This is a genomic window from uncultured Chitinophaga sp., from assembly GCF_902168175.1.
GTDB lineage: Bacteria > Bacteroidota > Bacteroidia > Chitinophagales > Chitinophagaceae > Chitinophaga.
In genome coordinates this window covers 264566-280988 of sequence record NZ_CABHOU010000072.1, presented here as the reverse complement: position 1 = coordinate 280988, position 16423 = coordinate 264566, and the positions used below count along the sequence as shown (strand labels likewise).

17 protein-coding genes are annotated in these 16423 nt (G+C 48.4%); 11 read left to right on the top strand and 6 right to left on the bottom strand.

Annotated elements, in window-relative coordinates:
• Positions 1–39 precede the first annotated feature (39 nt).
• From QZT80_RS16180 to QZT80_RS16165, 4 genes are all read left to right on the top strand, one after another.
• A complete protein-coding gene (locus QZT80_RS16180; RefSeq protein WP_295124136.1) occupies positions 40–1173 on the top strand; it encodes a hypothetical protein in 1134 nt (377 codons plus the stop codon).
• 100 nt (positions 1174–1273) lie between these two features.
• Positions 1274–1699: a DUF3592 domain-containing protein gene (locus QZT80_RS16175; protein WP_295124132.1), complete on the top strand. Its 426-nt coding sequence runs from the start codon at positions 1274–1276 to the stop codon at positions 1697–1699.
• 90 nt (positions 1700–1789) lie between these two features.
• A complete protein-coding gene (locus tag QZT80_RS16170; protein WP_295124130.1) occupies positions 1790–2212 on the top strand; it encodes a hypothetical protein in 423 nt (140 codons plus the stop codon).
• Positions 2213–2228: 16 nt separating this feature from the next.
• Complete coding sequence (locus tag QZT80_RS16165) at positions 2229–2603, top strand: hypothetical protein (protein WP_295124127.1); 375 nt, start codon at positions 2229–2231, stop codon at positions 2601–2603.
• On the opposite strand, the gene QZT80_RS16160 is transcribed toward QZT80_RS16165, so the two are convergent.
• A complete protein-coding gene (locus QZT80_RS16160; RefSeq protein ID WP_295124124.1) occupies positions 2604–3992 on the bottom strand; it encodes a TlpA disulfide reductase family protein in 1389 nt (462 codons plus the stop codon).
• 136 nt (positions 3993–4128) lie between these two features.
• Between QZT80_RS16160 and QZT80_RS16155 the strand changes: the two genes are divergently transcribed.
• From QZT80_RS16155 to QZT80_RS16140, 4 genes are all read left to right on the top strand, one after another.
• A complete protein-coding gene (locus QZT80_RS16155; RefSeq protein WP_367112873.1) occupies positions 4129–4620 on the top strand; it encodes a DUF3592 domain-containing protein in 492 nt (163 codons plus the stop codon).
• Positions 4621–4710: 90 nt separating this feature from the next.
• The gene (locus tag QZT80_RS16150; protein WP_295124118.1) at positions 4711–4905 is read left to right on the top strand and encodes a hypothetical protein; all 195 of its coding nucleotides are present in this window, start codon (positions 4711–4713) and stop codon (positions 4903–4905) included.
• A gap of 4 nt (positions 4906–4909) precedes the next feature.
• Positions 4910–5308 carry a hypothetical protein gene (locus QZT80_RS16145; protein WP_295124116.1) on the top strand — a complete coding sequence of 133 codons (399 nt, stop codon included), beginning with the start codon at positions 4910–4912 and terminating at the stop codon, positions 5306–5308.
• Between the two features lie 6 nt (positions 5309–5314).
• Entirely contained in the window at positions 5315–6586 is a 1272-nt protein-coding gene (locus tag QZT80_RS16140; RefSeq protein ID WP_295124113.1) for a hypothetical protein, read from the top strand.
• A 136-nt stretch (positions 6587–6722) separates the two neighbouring features.
• Here the strand turns inward: QZT80_RS16140 and QZT80_RS16135 are convergent, their stop codons facing one another.
• Both QZT80_RS16135 and QZT80_RS16130 read right to left on the bottom strand, forming a co-directional pair.
• Positions 6723–6920, bottom strand: a complete 198-nt coding sequence (locus tag QZT80_RS16135; RefSeq protein WP_295124111.1) for a hypothetical protein — start codon at positions 6918–6920, stop codon at positions 6723–6725.
• Between the two features lie 48 nt (positions 6921–6968).
• The gene (locus QZT80_RS16130) at positions 6969–7415 is read right to left on the bottom strand and encodes a hypothetical protein (protein ID WP_295124108.1); all 447 of its coding nucleotides are present in this window, start codon (positions 7413–7415) and stop codon (positions 6969–6971) included.
• 148 nt (positions 7416–7563) lie between these two features.
• Here QZT80_RS16130 and QZT80_RS16125 point away from each other — a divergent pair, with 148 nt between their 5' ends.
• On the top strand, positions 7564–8406 hold the full coding sequence (locus tag QZT80_RS16125; protein ID WP_295124105.1) for an FkbM family methyltransferase: 843 nt from the start codon (positions 7564–7566) through the stop codon (positions 8404–8406).
• On the opposite strand, the gene QZT80_RS16120 is transcribed toward QZT80_RS16125, so the two are convergent.
• The 3 genes from QZT80_RS16120 to QZT80_RS16110 are packed head-to-tail and all read right to left on the bottom strand — an operon-like array spanning position 8389 to position 12455.
• Complete coding sequence (locus tag QZT80_RS16120) at positions 8389–9759, bottom strand: HAMP domain-containing sensor histidine kinase (RefSeq protein ID WP_295124103.1); 1371 nt, start codon at positions 9757–9759, stop codon at positions 8389–8391. The two genes, QZT80_RS16125 and QZT80_RS16120, sit on opposite strands and share 18 nt — an antisense overlap.
• A gap of 6 nt (positions 9760–9765) precedes the next feature.
• The gene (locus tag QZT80_RS16115) at positions 9766–10452 is read right to left on the bottom strand and encodes a response regulator transcription factor (protein WP_295124100.1); all 687 of its coding nucleotides are present in this window, start codon (positions 10450–10452) and stop codon (positions 9766–9768) included.
• Between the two features lie 23 nt (positions 10453–10475).
• Positions 10476–12455, bottom strand: coding sequence for an ABC-F family ATP-binding cassette domain-containing protein (locus QZT80_RS16110; RefSeq protein ID WP_295124097.1), 1980 nt, complete (start codon positions 12453–12455; stop codon positions 10476–10478).
• Between the two features lie 948 nt (positions 12456–13403).
• Here QZT80_RS16110 and QZT80_RS16105 point away from each other — a divergent pair.
• Together QZT80_RS16105 and QZT80_RS16100 are read left to right on the top strand one after the other, a co-directional pair.
• Positions 13404–13991, top strand: coding sequence for a DUF3347 domain-containing protein (locus QZT80_RS16105; RefSeq protein ID WP_295124094.1), 588 nt, complete (start codon positions 13404–13406; stop codon positions 13989–13991).
• A gap of 49 nt (positions 13992–14040) precedes the next feature.
• On the top strand, positions 14041–16422 hold the full coding sequence (locus tag QZT80_RS16100) for a TonB-dependent receptor (protein WP_295124091.1): 2382 nt from the start codon (positions 14041–14043) through the stop codon (positions 16420–16422).
• Position 16423: the final 1 nt, after the last annotated feature.

Sequence of the window (16423 nt, the reverse complement as noted above, 5' to 3'; positions counted from 1 at the left end):
ACTATACAATGTAAACCCGTACAATTTAAACATCCCTTTATGTCGAAAAGAATTTTCATGCTGGCAGCAGCGATGATCTGCTTCCTGTTTTTTAATGTCCGCGCCCAGGACCCAGGTTATTTGGATGTACTTAATTATCATTTGAATGGCACTCCGGTGCATGGCGTTAAGATCAAAACCAACCTGCCTTTTACTAACGGTACTCACATGCCTACCATCATTATCGAAGGGTATTGTTATGGATACGGCGCGTCTAATGGTCTCGATGCGCCAATTTCGCTGAATCTTACCTACTATATCTACGACGGAGGATTCGCAAGAAGCAGGGTGTCTTCATCTGGTGCATATACACCTTCTATCTACCTCGCAAATGAAAACAACAAGGTGGTAATATTTCTTAATAGCAAAGACTATTATCTTCGTTTTCATATTAAAGCATTTGAAGTTGGCTGGCCCGTAACGTCTGCGAATTATTCCGGCTGGACAGTAGCCGACGAGGCCCTCGCCACTATGTCTTACCCGACTACGTTAGTGACATACCTGAACGTTTTCAAAACCGTTGGTATTGGAGTCGAAACACCGGAAGCGCCCTTACACGTCTTTAACACTCAGACGTCCTCCAACGGCGATAACATCTCCGCGATCCTTGGCAGTTCATATAACCACTGGACCATGTTTGGCGGGGCAAATGGAGGCAGAATAAGAGGTAGTAACGAAGGATACCTTGACCTGGAAACGAACGCGAACGGTACCAACAAAACATTGTACCTCAACACCACATCCCCCGGAGATATCTTGATGGCTTACGGTGGCGGCAATGTAGGCATCGGCACGGGCACTATACCGTCGGGTAGCAGACTCGCGGTAAATGGCACCATTTCCGCTAAAAAGATAAAGGTTACCACCACAGGCTGGCCCGATTATGTATTCGACAAAGCCTACAAACTGCCATCGCTGCAGGAAGTACAGCAATACATCGAAACCCATCAGCACCTGCCGGGCATTCCTTCTGCAAAGGAAGTAGAAACCAACGGGCACGACCTCGGCGAAATGAACAAGAAACTACTGGAGAAGATCGAAGAACTCACACTTTACTTAATTGGCGAACGTGAAGAGCGGAAGAAACTGGAAGAGAAAGTAAACCTGCTGGAGCAGAAGCTCACAAAGGACTAAGATGATGAACACCCGGGAGCATTACGTTACCGGGTGTTCCTTTTTAAGCTCATAAATCCAAATTCCCCGAAGATTCGTATTTTGCCAGAAACAGACAGGCATGTTGCTTACCACCGGCTATTTATTTTCAGGCAAATTACGTTTCATAGAATTCGGCACCATACTACCTATACTGGCAGCTATTTTCTGCATCATCCGCGGACTATTGTACCGCCGGGCTTATAAACAGCTACAGCAGCACGGCGTGATAACTAACGGGGCCATTTCCGTTAAACAGGGCGGCTACACCGTAACCTTTACCGCTGCCAGCGGTAAAACGCACACCTTCGCATTGCACGCGGCCACCACGAACGATGTATACCGGCAGGGCGAAAGGGTAGAAGTACGTTACAACCGGAAACGCCCGAAACAATTTACCGTGAACGGCGGCGGCAACCGAGCCACCCCGCTTCGTTATATCCTTTTGTTCTTAGCAGCTGCCGCGTTGGTTTGCCTCGCAGGGTACCGTATGCTGGAAGCTTTTTAGGCACCTCACCTAAAATTTTTATTTTTAGATAATGATTCGACGTATTGTTTCAATACCCATAGTGTCCCTATCCATCTTAGTTAACAATTTATGAGATCATTTCTTCCGTTAGTACGACACCTCGTCACATTTGCAGCTTTCTGGTTCATTACATCCGGCTTGTTCATTTGGTTATATCCCACCAGCGAACCGCAACCTTTGCTGACTGCCGATAACTTCGAAGCCACCATGTATATGTTTCTTTACTGTGGTATCGTGTATTTCCACACCATGGAAAGGACGTTTCCGCCCGGAGAGTCTGCCTGGCATTTTCGCCATTTAAAGCTGGTGGCTCATATATTACTTATACCAGCGGTAATACTTACATCCGTGCTCATCGATGCCCAACACAGTAAACCGACGAACGATTATTTTAATGTCAGTATACTGTTCGGCGGCTACTGGCTTATCGATATTGCTTTCAGACGTATATTCCCTAAACATCAGGCCCCCGTCGCGGAAGGAACCGAATAAATGTATAAATTTAACCATGGTCACCTTATCCACCTTTCCACTATTTGAATCATTGCTGAGCCTTAACTCGGGTACCAGACTTATCGACATTCGCAACGACTATGTATGCGAAGGCATTGCTTTTAACGCTGCCCATAAAGAGATGAGAATGTTTTTTATCGGCCCCAAAAGAGTGTCGCTGGACTTCCAGGATGCGATCATTTCTAAATTCGACCTGTCTTTTAAACCCGGTCAGAAGCTGGGTGTGCTGGATACCTTCTACCGCGGCCGCTTTACGGACAAAAGCGGGTTGGTAGAGCTGGACAAAAAGGGCAGGGGCTTCTATTGCCTCGACTTTGCCGACAAAGGCAATATGGAGGTGTTTGCGAAAGAAGTATACCTCAACCTCTGATCATTTCTTCAAAAGACTCTCTATTAACGCCTCCAGCGCTGGTTCGCCAGGGTAAGGTGCATCGAAATCAGCGATGCGCATGCCGGGGGCCAACACCACCGTCCGCGGAATAGCCATGGCCTTATAAGCCGTTTGAACCTGACCATCAAGGTCTTCGAGCTGCAGCCAGTCCATTTGCTGCTGTTCCATGATCTGGTAACGCAACGCTCTGCCCTTCACATCATTTACAGCGATACTGATCACCACCACATCGTCACAATGCCTGTACTTTTCCCGTATCCGCTTCATAGCAGGAATCGCCTGTTTGCAGGGGCCACACCAACTGGCCCAGAACTCCAGTAATACCACTTTGTCTTTGAAGTTTTCCAGGCCATACATCTGGCCTAAACTATCGGGCAGCGAGAAAGCAGGGGCGGGGCTGTTCTTCCCGTACACCATTACTTCCTTTTCCTTTTTAGCGGCGGCTTCCTGCACGAACCTTTGAATGGCGGTATCTGCAATGCCCGGCACGTACGCCAGTAATGTTTCAATACTTTCTGGTTTGGCTACTGTTTCCAGGTTATTAGCGATCACCCTCGCCATGATCAGTTCCCGGGTTTTGCCGGTATACAAACTGTCGGCAATCGCCAGCCGCGATATATTGCCGCCCAGCATATCCTGCAGGTGAAATAAATAACTGTTGAGCAGGAAATTCATGTAAAGCTGTGAGCCGATGTGTTGATCACCCAGATTCTGCTTCAGCCAGTCCGGGAAGTAGCGGTTCAATAGCGAGTCGGTACGACCCGTACTATAGTTGTTGTTGAACGCGTACATATGCAGGTTGTATATCCTCATCACTTCAAACTCTGTACGGGCTCCTTCAAGAAAAAAATCTTTATAAGGATCAGTATTGGACGGCCCGAATACCTGTTTAGCCATCACATCGGCGGCGGAATCGAACCAGTTGGCTGTTACGTATTGGCGGACGAATGTTTCCTCGTTCATTTCGTCCCACTTAGGCCAGGGCTTGGCGCCCATTCCACGATACTTTGCCCAGTAACGGTTAGTCATGGCGCCCGTTCCGGTATAGGTAAGTGAATAGGGCAGCGAATCGGCCATGCCATTAAGGATCATGTTGTAACCCGGCGCCAGCATCAGCCCTGCGAAACGGCCGTTTGCCACCTGCATGGTATATACACCGGGACTGGTAATCTTAGTCGTCGAATAAGAAAAGCTGCCATCGCTGTTTAAAGGAATGCTGTCGGACATATAAGGCACGGAGCCAGCCGAGAGCCGGAGGTATAACATGTTTGCCTTTGCGCCGGCAATACGGCCTTTCAACGTTACGCGCTGCGCCTGCAATTGCAGCGTAAATAATGTAAGTAAAATGGTTAGTTTAAAAAGATGCATGGATAGTTTAGTTTGAGGAGGGTAAGATAAAAACGGGGGCAATGACGGGGCGGTAATTGTGACGAAATGTGAATTTCTGGGTGTGAACCTTACTATCCCTTCATAGGAAGCATTCAACTAAAATTTTATACTTTTAATGCTTATGGTCTTCCTGCTTGCCAAACATCATTGGATTTTCGATTTGCTTCGTTTCGTTGAAGTATTTACAGTAGTACCTACCGTGTTCGGCATTACATGCATAGTTTTTGCAGTTATGAGAAGACAGCACTATAAGGCACTCCTGCAAAACGGCATATCTACAACCGGCACCATTACAAAATGGAAGCAGGGGGGATGGATCCAGACCGATCCAGGAAAATCCGCTTACAGCCGCACAAAACAAGTATATACCGTATCGTTCCACACAAGGGAGGGAGAGCAGCTGTCCGTAATACTTAACCTGGGAACATCGGTGCCAATTTATAGTGTAGGCGACAAATTGAATATCCGGTACGATCCTGAAGACCCACATTATTACCTGGCGGATGAGGAAGGCAGATCAGCAGCACCATCGGGCTATAAGTCTACCTTTTTCGGCGGTATTCTCTTTCTGGCGATAGCCACGTGGCAGGTGATCACGTTGATCTAACCTCCAACTCACCCCACCTTTCCAACAATTCATTCACCTTCCCCTTTACCACGCACCCAAACCATTGTTACTTGCATCAAAATTGTTGTTATGCACCCCAAAATTACCAGGATCGCTGTTGTGGCCTTATGCCTCGGCGCCTGTAAAACGAATACGGACAAAACTCCCGTACACGAACGTTATGTACTGCTGCCCGGCGGACAGGTAAAAGCTACTTTCGCTTACCGGGTAGCCCAAGCGCACACTATCAATATCGATCAACTGATCATCACCCCAAAACGTTAACACCATGTACCAGGTTAATTTAGCGGTCGGCATTGGCCCCTTCGAACTCAACACGCACTTTTACCCGCACCTCGAATCGTTCGGCGTTATTACTTACACGCCCGGTATTGGCGATCATGGCATTTACACCATCGATGCGGAAGCAACTGCGCTTTACACAAAAGGCGGTATTATCAAAGGCATTGCCTGTGCCGGCAATTGCTCACTCCATGGCGTGGAACTAATGGGCCTCCACATCAACACCATCCTCGCTTTACTGAAAGGCGAACTGTATGATGTGGAACATGTGGATTACGCCGACAACACCCGCCACATTGTATACTGTTTCGAAAGCGCAGGTCTGCAGCTCTGGACGAGTGAAGCAGGAAAAGTAGTAAAAGTATTTATCGCCTCCCATAACTAAACCCATATGTTACGTCAAATAACCGTGTTATTGCTTGCATTGACCGTCATCGCCTGCAAAAAAGATAAACAGCCGGTGCCCAAAGATGATATCCCGGTCGACCAGCCGGGGCACCCAACGCCAGTAGGTACTGTTACTGGTAATGCCACGACGAAAGTAATTGGTGCCGCCGGCGGGTTCCTGGCAAGCGAAGACGGTTTAGTGCTGGTGAAAATTCCGCCCGGTGCCCTTACATCTGCTCAGACTATTTCTGTAACCCCCATTACTGGCGAAGCGCCCGGGGCAGTTACCAAAGGTTATCGCATTACCCCGCATAACTTACAGCTTGCAACACCGGCTACCATCACTTTTTTTTATAACCAGGAGGAGCTAAACGGCTCTACCGATGACATGCTGGGCATTGCTTACCAGAAGGCCGACGGTATCTGGATGAGTATTGACCAACGGTTTTTAAATAAGGTTGATAAAACGCTCAGCATACAAACCAACCATTTTTCCGACTGGATCATGTTCCAAAAGCTGTTTATCGAACCGCGTGCTGCTGCGGTGGTGCCCGGTGGAGAAGTAGAGCTGCGCGTACGTTACCAGGTGAATAAAGTGAACAGCACCAACGGCGAGCAACCTATCATCTACGGCTACGATATTCCTAAAAAAGTAACTAAACGCTGGCGGCTGGCTGGTGATGGCTCACTCATATCGCGGGCCGACAAAGCTTATTATCATGCGCCCATGGAGGTGCCGGAAGATAACCCTGTTGCGGTAAGCGCAGAAATTGACTACGGGCAATCGGCGCAGCTGTTACTGGTGTGTAATATCACCATTATGCAGGACGGTTTTATCGTAAATGTAGGCGGTGGTCCCGGAGCCGGCTCTTATCGCCTGGGCGGCCCGTCAGGTGGCGTGTACCGGCAAAACACCCAAAGCACGCAGTTATTCGGCTACGGTATTAATACCGGCGATGTAACACAGCACATAGAGCTTACTTTCCCGGGTAAAGGCGACGGAAGTCCGTATGCATGGAGCCGTGAGCAAAACATCAATTTCACTTTACAGGTTAAACGTAATGGTGTTATTACTGTTTACGAGGCCGTATGGGCCGATAACGTAAGATGGCATAACAGTCCGGGTAGCATCGTGATAGATAAGTACGGCAACAAGGGCCAGTATATTTCGGGGAGCTTCAACGTGTCGAAAGCGGGGTATGAGAATGGGTTAAAAACGACAACAAATGTAACGGGGTCGTTTATGGTGCTGTACACCGGCGAATCGTCCAATTAATATAAAACGAAATCCGCCCCGCGTTCATTCTTGTACTAGCGGGGCGGAGTGATTGCGCATGAAACCGGTAAATGTTTAATAGTTCACATTATACCGGCATACATGATCATTCTATCAACCTATATGCGAACTAAAATTATTTAGTAGTTGCCTTTGGCGCGGCAACAGCTTTTTTATGATGCTGTTTCGCCGTTTTCACTTCTTTCTTTTCTGTTTTTGCAGGATGTTCAGTAGCCGCTTTTTTAACTGGTTTTGCTGTTTGTGCGCTTACAGTACCAACACTCAGAGAAGCGATTGCGAGTACGCCCAGGGCATACATAATTTTGTTTTTCATGATTAAATCTGTTTTAAAATGTTCTTAGAAATAGAAAATAGAAAAACTTTATCGGTGAACTGAATGCCGTTTATAGTCATTCAGCGCGTTATACATCTGAAGTTGGTTTTTTGATACCACTTTCTCGCCTGCCCTTAATCCGTTAATAAGATAAGCGGTATCGCCGGCCAACTTCATGATTGCCACCTCCCGGCATTCGACATTGTATTTGTCCTTGAACACCATTACATAACTCCTCTTATGATCGAATATGAGGGAGGCAAACGGTATGGTTAAGATATAGTTGCTATCGCGTACATTGTTCAACATCTCCTGTTCCTTCCATTCGTACCGGGCGGGCTCTATCCTAGCTGTATCTATCCGGATATTGTTAAGCATGGTATCGCTCAGTACAAATGTGGTTTTAACCGCTCCTTCACCTTTCCTGTCATGGCATCCACTCCATGTAATCATGGCGGTAATCCCAAACGCGGCATATAATAACAACTTGTTCATAACCTTGCTGATACAAAATTCAGCAACTGGGATTAAAGGGGGCTTTAAAGCACATTAAAAAGAAATTAAAAACGGTTAAGCCTGCTTGTTGGCCTTTTTGCATTTCTGCCGGGAAGGAACTAAATTGTGGGCTTTTAAAACCCTTTTTATGTCTACCGCCGGAAACATACTGATTGGCATTTCGAAGAAACTGAAGAAAACGTTCTCCAATCCATATGAAAAAATTGGTTTGTCGTGGCTGCAGGTAAGAAAGCTGAAGAATACGCCCGAAGGCATCGATTCATCCTCGCCTTTCCTGGGCTACAACATGCACTTCCGCAACCGTGAGGAGTTTCTTCACGGGGTAGATGAATTATTCTTTAAAGAGATTTACAAAACCAACTTTGCCGTACCCGCACCATATATCATCGACTGTGGCGCGCACATCGGCCTCAGCGTGGTGTATTTCAAAACGCAATACCCACAGTCTGCCGTAGTAGCCTTTGAGCCGGATGCTTCCAACTTCGAACTGTTAAAAAAGAATGTGGCCAGTATGCAGTTAAGCAATGTAGACCTGCGCCAGGAAGCGGTATGGATAGAAGATAAAACACTGCAGTTTAGCAGCGAGGGTTCTATGAGCAGCCGCATTGGCGAACCTGCACATAAAGCCAAAACGATCGATGTAAAGGCGATCAGACTATACGATATGCTGGCTAAGAAGGTCGACCTGTTAAAGATCGATATTGAAGGAGCGGAGTATCCTGTTATGAAAGATATTGAACCCCGACTGGAGAACGTGGACAGGCTATTCCTCGAATACCACGGCCGGTTTGAGGAGAACAATAAACTACAGGAATTGTTAGAGATGTTAACACGGAACGGTTTCTATTACACCCTTAATGAAGCCTCTATGGTGTACCCAACACCTTTCGACATCCGCCACAAAGCTCCGTTGTTCGATGTGCAGCTGAACATCTACTGCTTTAAAAAACACTTATTGCAGGTGGGGTAATTTCACTTCAAATACGGTGCCTTCACCCACAACGGAACTTACGCTGATCGCGCCCTCATGTATGCCTACGATCCTTTTACAGATCGAAAGTCCAAGCCCATGCCCACGTACTGCGGAGGCATTCTGCGCACGATAGAAAGGCTCAAACACCTTGCCCAGTTCCTGTCCGGGGATGCCCATTCCTTTGTCCTGCACCCGCACGACTATCATCTGCTCATTCGTGTCGATGGTCACGTTGGCGCTGTGGTCGGGGGAGAACTTACAGGCATTGTCGACCAGGTTCAGGAACAGCACTTTTAACAGGCTATCGTTACCATTGCACGTAATCAGCGCTTCGTTATCGGGTATTTGCAAAAACTCAATATCTACACGGGCGCCTTTTTGTTTTAAACTGATAAGATTGGGCAATTCGAGCAACAATTCATCTATCCGCACTGGCCGGAACAGCGACTGCTGCTGGTTCATGTCCGATTGGGCCAACTGCAGCAGGCCATTGGTGAGGTCGGAGAGGTTTTGCGCATCTTCCAGCACTGAATTGAGTGTTAACTCATAATCTTCCGTGCTGCGGGCACGCGCCGTAGTTACCTGTAACTGGCTGATAATAGAGGCCAGCGGCGTACGCAGTTCATGCGAAGCGTTACTCACAAAACTCTTTTGCAAATCGAACGAGTTACTCAACCGCTGCAACATCGTATTAAAGTTGGCGCCCAGTTGTGCTATTTCGTCACGACCCGCTACAGATACGCGATTATCCTGCAGGTTATTGGCGTTGATGGTGTTTACCTCCGTTACCAGCTGGTTGATCGGCTGCATCATGTTACGGGCGAAGAAGTACCCTACACCCACCAGCAACAACACGGCCACAGCCAGTTCCACGAGTAATATCTGCCGGAGGCTTTCCAGGTAAGTCAACCCGTATTTATCCACCGCCGATACGATCACGATGAGCGGCTCCTTGCCGGTAGTATGGTAAATGCCTACGGTTTCGGCATTGTCTTTTTCAAAATGATAAATGCCGTTACGGCGGATGAAACTGAGGAGTTCCAGCTTAATACTAATGGCCGTATCGCGCTGACTGGCGTACACCACGTCATTGGCGCCATTGTATACCACGATGGTCTCCTGGTAGAGGTCCTGGAAGGTAGTTTTATCTAATCGTTTGAGGAGTTGGGTTTCGAGGTGAACGCCTTCGTCCAGCACGTTGGCAATAGAGCGGGCGCGGTATTCCAGGCGGTCGTAAAACTCCTGGCTGCGTTCTTTTACGGAGAAATAGTAGGCGAGGGTGGCGAATGTAATGAGCAGTACCGCTGCGGAAACAGTGTAATAAAGCGCTATTTTGAACTTTATCTTCATGTTCGGCTATTCTTCGGCCAGGTAATAGCCCATACCGGTTTTGGTATGCAGCAGCTTCGTTTCAAAGTCTTTATCGATCTTCTTCCGCAGGAAGTTCACGTACACCTCAATTACATTGGTGCCCGTATCGAAGTCGATGTCCCATACCTTTTCAGCGATGGTGAGTTTGGAGATCACTTTGCCCTTATTCAGCGCCAGGAATTCCAGCAGCTGGTATTCTTTCGCGGTGAGCGCAATCTTTTTGCCTGCCCGTACCACTTCTTTCTTTTCACGGTCTATTTCCAGGTCGGCTATTACCAGGCGATTAGCTACACCGGCGCCGCCTTCGCTGCCTACCCGTTTAAGAAATACGCGTATACGTGCCAGTAGTTCCCGGAAGTCGAAGGGTTTTACCATGTAATCGTCCGCGCCCAGTTCAAAGGCCTGCATCTTATCATCCACCCCGCCCAGCGCGGTAAGCATTATAATAGGCACTTTACTGTTGCGGCTGCGGATGACCTCACAAAGTTCGTAGCCATTGCTGTGCGGCAGGTTAAGGTCGAGAATAACGAGGTCGTACTTGTTGCCCACGGCCAAACTCTGGCCCATGCGCCCGTCGTACGCGAGGTCTACCTCAAACCCATTCTCTTCCAATCCCCGTTTCACGGCATTGGCTACTTTTACTTCGTCTTCAACTACCAGTATTTTCTGCATAGAGAATAAATACGTTGCTAATACTACGCCTTACCCAGCTTAGCTTCCAGCTCCATGATGGCGTCAAACACCTTTTCATATTGCTGGTTCACGCGTTCCAGTTCTTTACCCACCTGGGCATACTCCTGTTCGCATTGTTTAAACTTCCCCTGGTCGGAGTAAGTGGCAGGCTCGCCCATTTCGGCTTCCAGCTTCTGTTTGCGGCCATTAAGGCTACTCAGCTGTGATTCGATCTGGGAAAACTGTTTCTGCTGCTTCTGCAACTCTTTCTGGGCGTCTTTATCGATTGCGCCTGCACCTTTAACAGGGGCGGGGGCCGGTGTGTTCTTTTTCTGTGCTTCCGCCGCAGCTGCTGCCGCTTTCTTTTCCGCTGCCGCCTGCTGGTTAGCCTGCGCTTCCCGCAATGCCTGGCGGCGTTTATGCTCTTCCCACTCGGCGTAAGTGCCTTTAAATTCTTTGATCTCGCCGTCCACGATCTCCCATATCTTATTAGCCGTCTGGCTTACAAAGTAACGGTCGTGCGATACGAGTACGAAACTACCTTCGTATTTGTCCAGTGCATCGATCAGCATTTGAACAGATAACATATCAAGGTGGTTCGTGGGCTCATCGAGCAGCATGAAGTTGGCCTGGCTGATGATGGTTTTGGCCAGTGCTACACGGGCTTTTTCTCCACCCGACAGGATGCGGATCTTTTTGAACACATCGTCGCCGTTAAACAGGAAGCAACCTAACAGGGAGCGGAGTTCCATTTCGGTACGCCCGCCGCCGCTGCTTTTCAGCTCTTCGAGTATCTCATCATCGAGATTCAGCGATTCGAGCTGGTGCTGTGCGTAAAAGCTGCTGATAACATTGTGCCCTGGTATGCGGTTACCAGTAATGGGTTCGGTGCCGGCAATAATGCGCAGCAGCGTCGATTTACCTTTACCGTTCGCACCTATCAGTGCAATTTTATCGCCGCGGTTAATTTCCGCGCCGGTGTTTTCCAGTACTTTAATATCGCCAAAGCTCTTAGATACGTCGCTGAGCGTGAGCAATATTTTACCGGGCTGTTTATCTACAGAAAAGTTAATACGGATTTTAGACGGACCACTGTCTACCTGCTCAATGCGGTCCAGTTTGTCGAGGCGTTTCATCACGCTCTGAGCCTGTGCGGCCTTGGAGGCTTTGGCTTTAAAGCGTTCGATAAACTTTTCCTGCTGGCGGATGTAATCCTGCTGGTTTTCGTAGGCACGTTGCTGCAGTTCGCGGCGCATGTCCTTTTCTACTTCGTAGTCGGAGTAGTTACCGGCATAGTGGTGCAGTTCCTGCTGGTACAGTTCCACCACCTTGTTCACCATTTTATCGAGGAAGTAACGGTCGTGCGATACAATGATTACCGCGCCACCGTAGTTCTGCAGGTACCTTTCCAGCCATTCGATGGAGGGAAGGTCAAGGTGGTTCGTCGGTTCATCGAGCATTAACACGTCGGGCTGCTGCAGGATGAGCCTTGCAAGCAGCACACGCATACGCCAGCCACCGGAAAAGGTGCTGTACGGGCGTTCGAGCGCGGCGGTGCTAAAACCAAGACCTTCCAGTACGGCGGCGGCCTTGTTACGCATGTTATAACCGTCGAGCGTTTCGAAAAGGTGCAGTTTATCGCTGTAATCGTTCAGCAGGGCTTCGCTTTCGTTGTGCTCCATTTCCGCTACCAGTCGTTCCAGTTCCTTTTCCACCTTTACGGCTTCCTCAAAGGCGGTCATACCCACTTCGAGAATAGAATCGTCGGACTCAAAACTGAGCAGGTCCTGGTTAAAGAACCCCAGGGAAAGGTTTTTGGCTTTATTAATACTTCCGCCGGAAATGGAATATTCACCGTTGATGATCCTGAGCAGGGTCGATTTACCCGTACCATTCATACCGATCAGTCCCACACGGTCGCCGGGTACTATATGCCAGGAGGCGTCCTGTACAATAGTCCGGGCTCCAAACTCAAAGGTTACATCCTGTAATGCTAACAGCATAGTTCGTCGTTACTTAGTCTATTTTGTAAAAAAATCTGTCAAAGTTACTATTTAAAACCGGCTTTAGGAAACAAGGGTGGGCACCAGCCGGGGGAAGTAGATTCAGCCGCCGTTGCGACGCTCCGTTCAACTCCCGGTCCGCTCCCAAACATTATAAATACATCTCATGCGCAACTTGGTATTCTTTGTATAGCGATCCTTTACCGATCCTATACCCATCCTATACCCAAATCCTTTGAAACGCAGGCTGGTGGTGACGGCGAGTATAGGATCGATATAGGATCGATATACCTTCGGTATACCATTACGGCTCTTAATGCCTGGTTGCCCGGAACGACATGCGTAAGACGCTGCTCAAACCACCCTGCCCACCGCTTAAAATTTAAAATTGACTGATGAAATAACCTCATGTATCCACTTCAACCACCTCAATTATAACTATAAATACATCTGCCACAATGTTATATGAGTTGTATTCCGCGCCCACAAAGCATTATAGCCGGACGGCAGGGGTTTCATTCCCCCGTTTATGCAGTTTCATTCCCCCGTTTATGCAGCTTCGTTCCTTTTCCAACCCGATGGGCATTTCACGGGTGTACCTTTGCTTTTGAACAGGTAAAAAGTATTTGTTCAACATGGATTGGGTCATTTTTACCGTCGTAAGATGCTTTGAATGGCCGCTCCGGAAAATGGTGAGAAAGGCAGGCGGAAAAGCTGTCGTGCCGGTTTTCATTATCATTAGTTCTTTGACATATTGGTTTAATTATTTGGCTGCGGATTGCTTTTCTTTTTATATCGATAAGAGGGGCTTACCGTCCCTCTTATTCTTTTCCCGCCCGATGGATAAACTACCGTTGAACGGAGCGTCGCAACGGGGGCTGGGGAGAGTATCTAAAGCTGACCCCTAAATAAATATGATTTAATTATCTTTGTTGCAAACGTAAGGATATGCGATTGAATTTATTGGGAATAGCAGCTATAGCAGGGATATTAGTATTCACGGCCTGTAACCAGGGAGGTAAAACGGCAGCGGAAGTAGCCGATACTACCGTGCAGGCGGCTTTCCAGGCCCCGTACCCGGGCGTGTTCTATGATTCGCTGAAAGTAGCGCTCAATAACTACTATCACCTGTCCGAATCACTCGTGGCCGCCAGCGATATTAAGGCCAACGAAGCCGCACTGGCACTTAAGCATAGCATCGACAGCTTACCGGTAGACGTACTTCGTTCCGACTCCGGCATTTATAACATCGTTACGGCCGCTTCCGGCGATATCAGTGCCGAACTTACAGGTCTGATGGGCGAAACAGATATCGAAAAGAAGCGCGTTTCGTACCAGATGGTATCCGACATATTGTTCGACCTGGTAAAAGCCACCGGCCTTAAAGGTCAAACCGTTTACCGCCAGTACTGCCCGATGGCGTTTAACGACAAAGGTGCCTATTGGCTCAGCGAACATACAGACATCCGCAACCCGTACTTTGGCGACCAGATGCTGAATTGCGGTACCGTTACGGATACTTTGCAGTACAAGTAATACCCCCGTATTTTTACACTTACGGAGCACATGCATTAATCCCCGAGATATGTTTAACCGCCGGGCACACCTTATTTTATTCCTGATACTGCTGGTTTGCGCGGTAGCGCCGCGCGTACAGGCACAAGCCCCGGTCAAATTCACGATCAGTGGTTATATAAACGATGGCAGCAACGGCGAATCCATTCCCGGTGCCAATATCCTCGTTAAAGGCACGCTTACCGGCGTACAAACCAATGTTTACGGTTTTTATTCGCTTACCCTGCCCGCCGGCGAATACACCATGGTGTTTTCGTACCTCGGTTTCCAATCAGTGGAAGAGCGTATCAATCTGAACGATAACGTTAAACGTAATATAGCGCTCAAAACGGGCGCTATACAGGCGAAGGAAGTGGTGATTACCGATAAACGGAAGGATGAGAACATCCGCAACACCGAAATGGGCACTGTGAAACTCTCCACCGCGCAAATGAAAAAGCTGCCGGCACTGATGGGCGAAGTAGACGTACTGAAGGTAATGCAACTGATGCCAGGCGTGCAATCAGCAGGAGAGGGCAACGCCGGTTTCTATGTACGTGGCGGCGGCCCCGACCAAAATCTCATATTGCTGGACGAGGCCCCGATATACAACACCGGTCATCTTTTCGGTTTCTTTTCCATCTTTAATGCCGACGCTATTAAAGACGTAACGCTGATTAAAGGCGGCATGCCCGCTAATTACGGCGGCCGGCTATCGTCCGTAGTGGATGTAACAATGAAAGAAGGCAACAATCAGAAGTTTGAAGTAGAAGGAGGATTGGGTGCCATTGCCTCAAGGTTATCTATACAAGGCCCTCTACAAAAAAATAAATCATCGTTTATGCTGGCTGGCCGGCGTACATACGTTGACCTGCTGATGAAGCCTTTTATATCTAAGGACAGTGAGTTTCGTGGCACCGGTTATTACTTTTACGACGTGAACATGAAAGCGAATTACCGCTTTTCGGACAAAGACCGTGTTTACTTCAGCGCCTACCTGGGCCAGGACGTATTCACCTTCAAAAACAAAGAGCGTGCGTTCGACGCCAATATCCCCTGGGGCAATGCCACCGCCACTTTGCGATGGAACCACGTGTTTTCGAAAAAGCTCTTTTCAAACACCTCCATCATTTACAACGATTATAAGTTCGAGTTCAGCGGTACACAAAACAATTTCGACATCAGCCTTAAATCCGGCATACGCGATCTGAACGCTAAACTCGATCTGGAATATTTTGCCGGTCCGAAACACCACCTGAAGTTCGGCGGTAATTACATCTATCACCACTTCCGCCCATCGTCTGTTTCCGGTGTGCAGGACAGCACAACGTTTAGTCCCGATAATACTTTTAAGAAGTTTGCCCACGAAGCGGCGCTGTACATACAGGACGACTGGGAGATCACCAGCCAGTTGCAGGTGAACATTGGGGTACGGTACAGCGGTTTCCAGCAAATTGGCCCCTATACCGCTTACGAGCGCGATGCCAATGGCAATAAACTTGACAGTACCAGTTGGGGCAGGGGCGTGCCCGTACGGTCGTTCGGCTGGCCCGAACCACGGGTAATTGTACGTTATGCGCTGAACGGGGCCAGTGCTGTAAAAGCAGCTGTAACCCGCAATAACCAGTTCATTCACCTCGTTACCAATGCCGGTTCCACACTGCCCACCGATATATGGGTGCCCAGCACCTACCGCGTTAAACCGCAGGTAGCCTGGCAGTATTCGGCTGGCTATTTCCACAATTTTGCAGATAATGAGTACGAGGGGTCTGTAGAAGCCTATTACAAAAACATGCAGAACCAGGTTGAGTACCGGGAAGGTTATACGCCCTCCATTAATGACCCGGAAGAAGATTTTGTGTTCGGGAAAGGATGGGCGTACGGGGCCGAATTCTTTATCAAAAAAAACAAAGGCAAATTTACCGGCTGGCTGGGTTATACGCTATCCTGGACCTGGCGTAAGTTTGACGAGCTGAATGACGGTAAAAAATTCCCCGCCAAGTACGACCGTCGCCACGATTTGTCGCTGGTAGGCACGTACGATTTAAGTAAAAAATGGAGCTTTTCGGGCGTATTTATCTTCGGGACCGGCAATACTACAACCCTGCCAGAAAAGTTTTACTTCGTGGAAGGCGTGCTGCGGCAGGAGAGCGGCAGCATTAATTCTTACCGGATGGAGCCATATCATCGCCTCGACCTGTCGGCCGTTTACACACCGCAGCGGAAACGTTTTAACGACCGTGTGCAGGGTAGCTGGGCCTTTTCGATCTACAATGTGTACAGCAGGATGAATCCTTACTTCATGTATTTTTACCAGAAAGGAAGTGTGGCGGCAGGTACACTGGAAGTAAAAGGGCGTAAGGTTTCACTGTTTCCCATCATCCCTTCCGCCACCTGGAACTTTAAGTTTTAAT

What these genes read in the sequence shown, in the direction of transcription:
- QZT80_RS16100 (WP_295124091.1), top strand. Translation starts at nt 14,041, where the DNA reads ATGTTTAACCGCCGGGCACACCTTATTTTATTCCTGATACTGCTGGTT.
- QZT80_RS16160 (WP_295124124.1), bottom strand. Translation starts at nt 3,992, where the DNA reads ATGCATCTTTTTAAACTAACCATTTTACTTACATTATTTACGCTGCAA.
- QZT80_RS16115 (WP_295124100.1), bottom strand. Translation starts at nt 10,452, where the DNA reads ATGCAGAAAATACTGGTAGTTGAAGACGAAGTAAAAGTAGCCAATGCC.
- QZT80_RS16140 (WP_295124113.1), top strand. Translation starts at nt 5,315, where the DNA reads ATGTTACGTCAAATAACCGTGTTATTGCTTGCATTGACCGTCATCGCC.
- QZT80_RS16120 (WP_295124103.1), bottom strand. Translation starts at nt 9,759, where the DNA reads ATGAAGATAAAGTTCAAAATAGCGCTTTATTACACTGTTTCCGCAGCG.
- QZT80_RS16165 (WP_295124127.1), top strand. Translation starts at nt 2,229, where the DNA reads ATGGTCACCTTATCCACCTTTCCACTATTTGAATCATTGCTGAGCCTT.
- QZT80_RS16125 (WP_295124105.1), top strand. Translation starts at nt 7,564, where the DNA reads ATGTCTACCGCCGGAAACATACTGATTGGCATTTCGAAGAAACTGAAG.
- QZT80_RS16170 (WP_295124130.1), top strand. Translation starts at nt 1,790, where the DNA reads ATGAGATCATTTCTTCCGTTAGTACGACACCTCGTCACATTTGCAGCT.
- QZT80_RS16150 (WP_295124118.1), top strand. Translation starts at nt 4,711, where the DNA reads ATGCACCCCAAAATTACCAGGATCGCTGTTGTGGCCTTATGCCTCGGC.
- QZT80_RS16105 (WP_295124094.1), top strand. Translation starts at nt 13,404, where the DNA reads ATGCGATTGAATTTATTGGGAATAGCAGCTATAGCAGGGATATTAGTA.
- QZT80_RS16135 (WP_295124111.1), bottom strand. Translation starts at nt 6,920, where the DNA reads ATGAAAAACAAAATTATGTATGCCCTGGGCGTACTCGCAATCGCTTCT.
- QZT80_RS16155 (WP_367112873.1), top strand. Translation starts at nt 4,129, where the DNA reads ATGCTTATGGTCTTCCTGCTTGCCAAACATCATTGGATTTTCGATTTG.
- QZT80_RS16130 (WP_295124108.1), bottom strand. Translation starts at nt 7,415, where the DNA reads ATGAACAAGTTGTTATTATATGCCGCGTTTGGGATTACCGCCATGATT.
- QZT80_RS16145 (WP_295124116.1), top strand. Translation starts at nt 4,910, where the DNA reads ATGTACCAGGTTAATTTAGCGGTCGGCATTGGCCCCTTCGAACTCAAC.
- QZT80_RS16175 (WP_295124132.1), top strand. Translation starts at nt 1,274, where the DNA reads ATGTTGCTTACCACCGGCTATTTATTTTCAGGCAAATTACGTTTCATA.
- QZT80_RS16180 (WP_295124136.1), top strand. Translation starts at nt 40, where the DNA reads ATGTCGAAAAGAATTTTCATGCTGGCAGCAGCGATGATCTGCTTCCTG.
- QZT80_RS16110 (WP_295124097.1), bottom strand. Translation starts at nt 12,455, where the DNA reads ATGCTGTTAGCATTACAGGATGTAACCTTTGAGTTTGGAGCCCGGACT.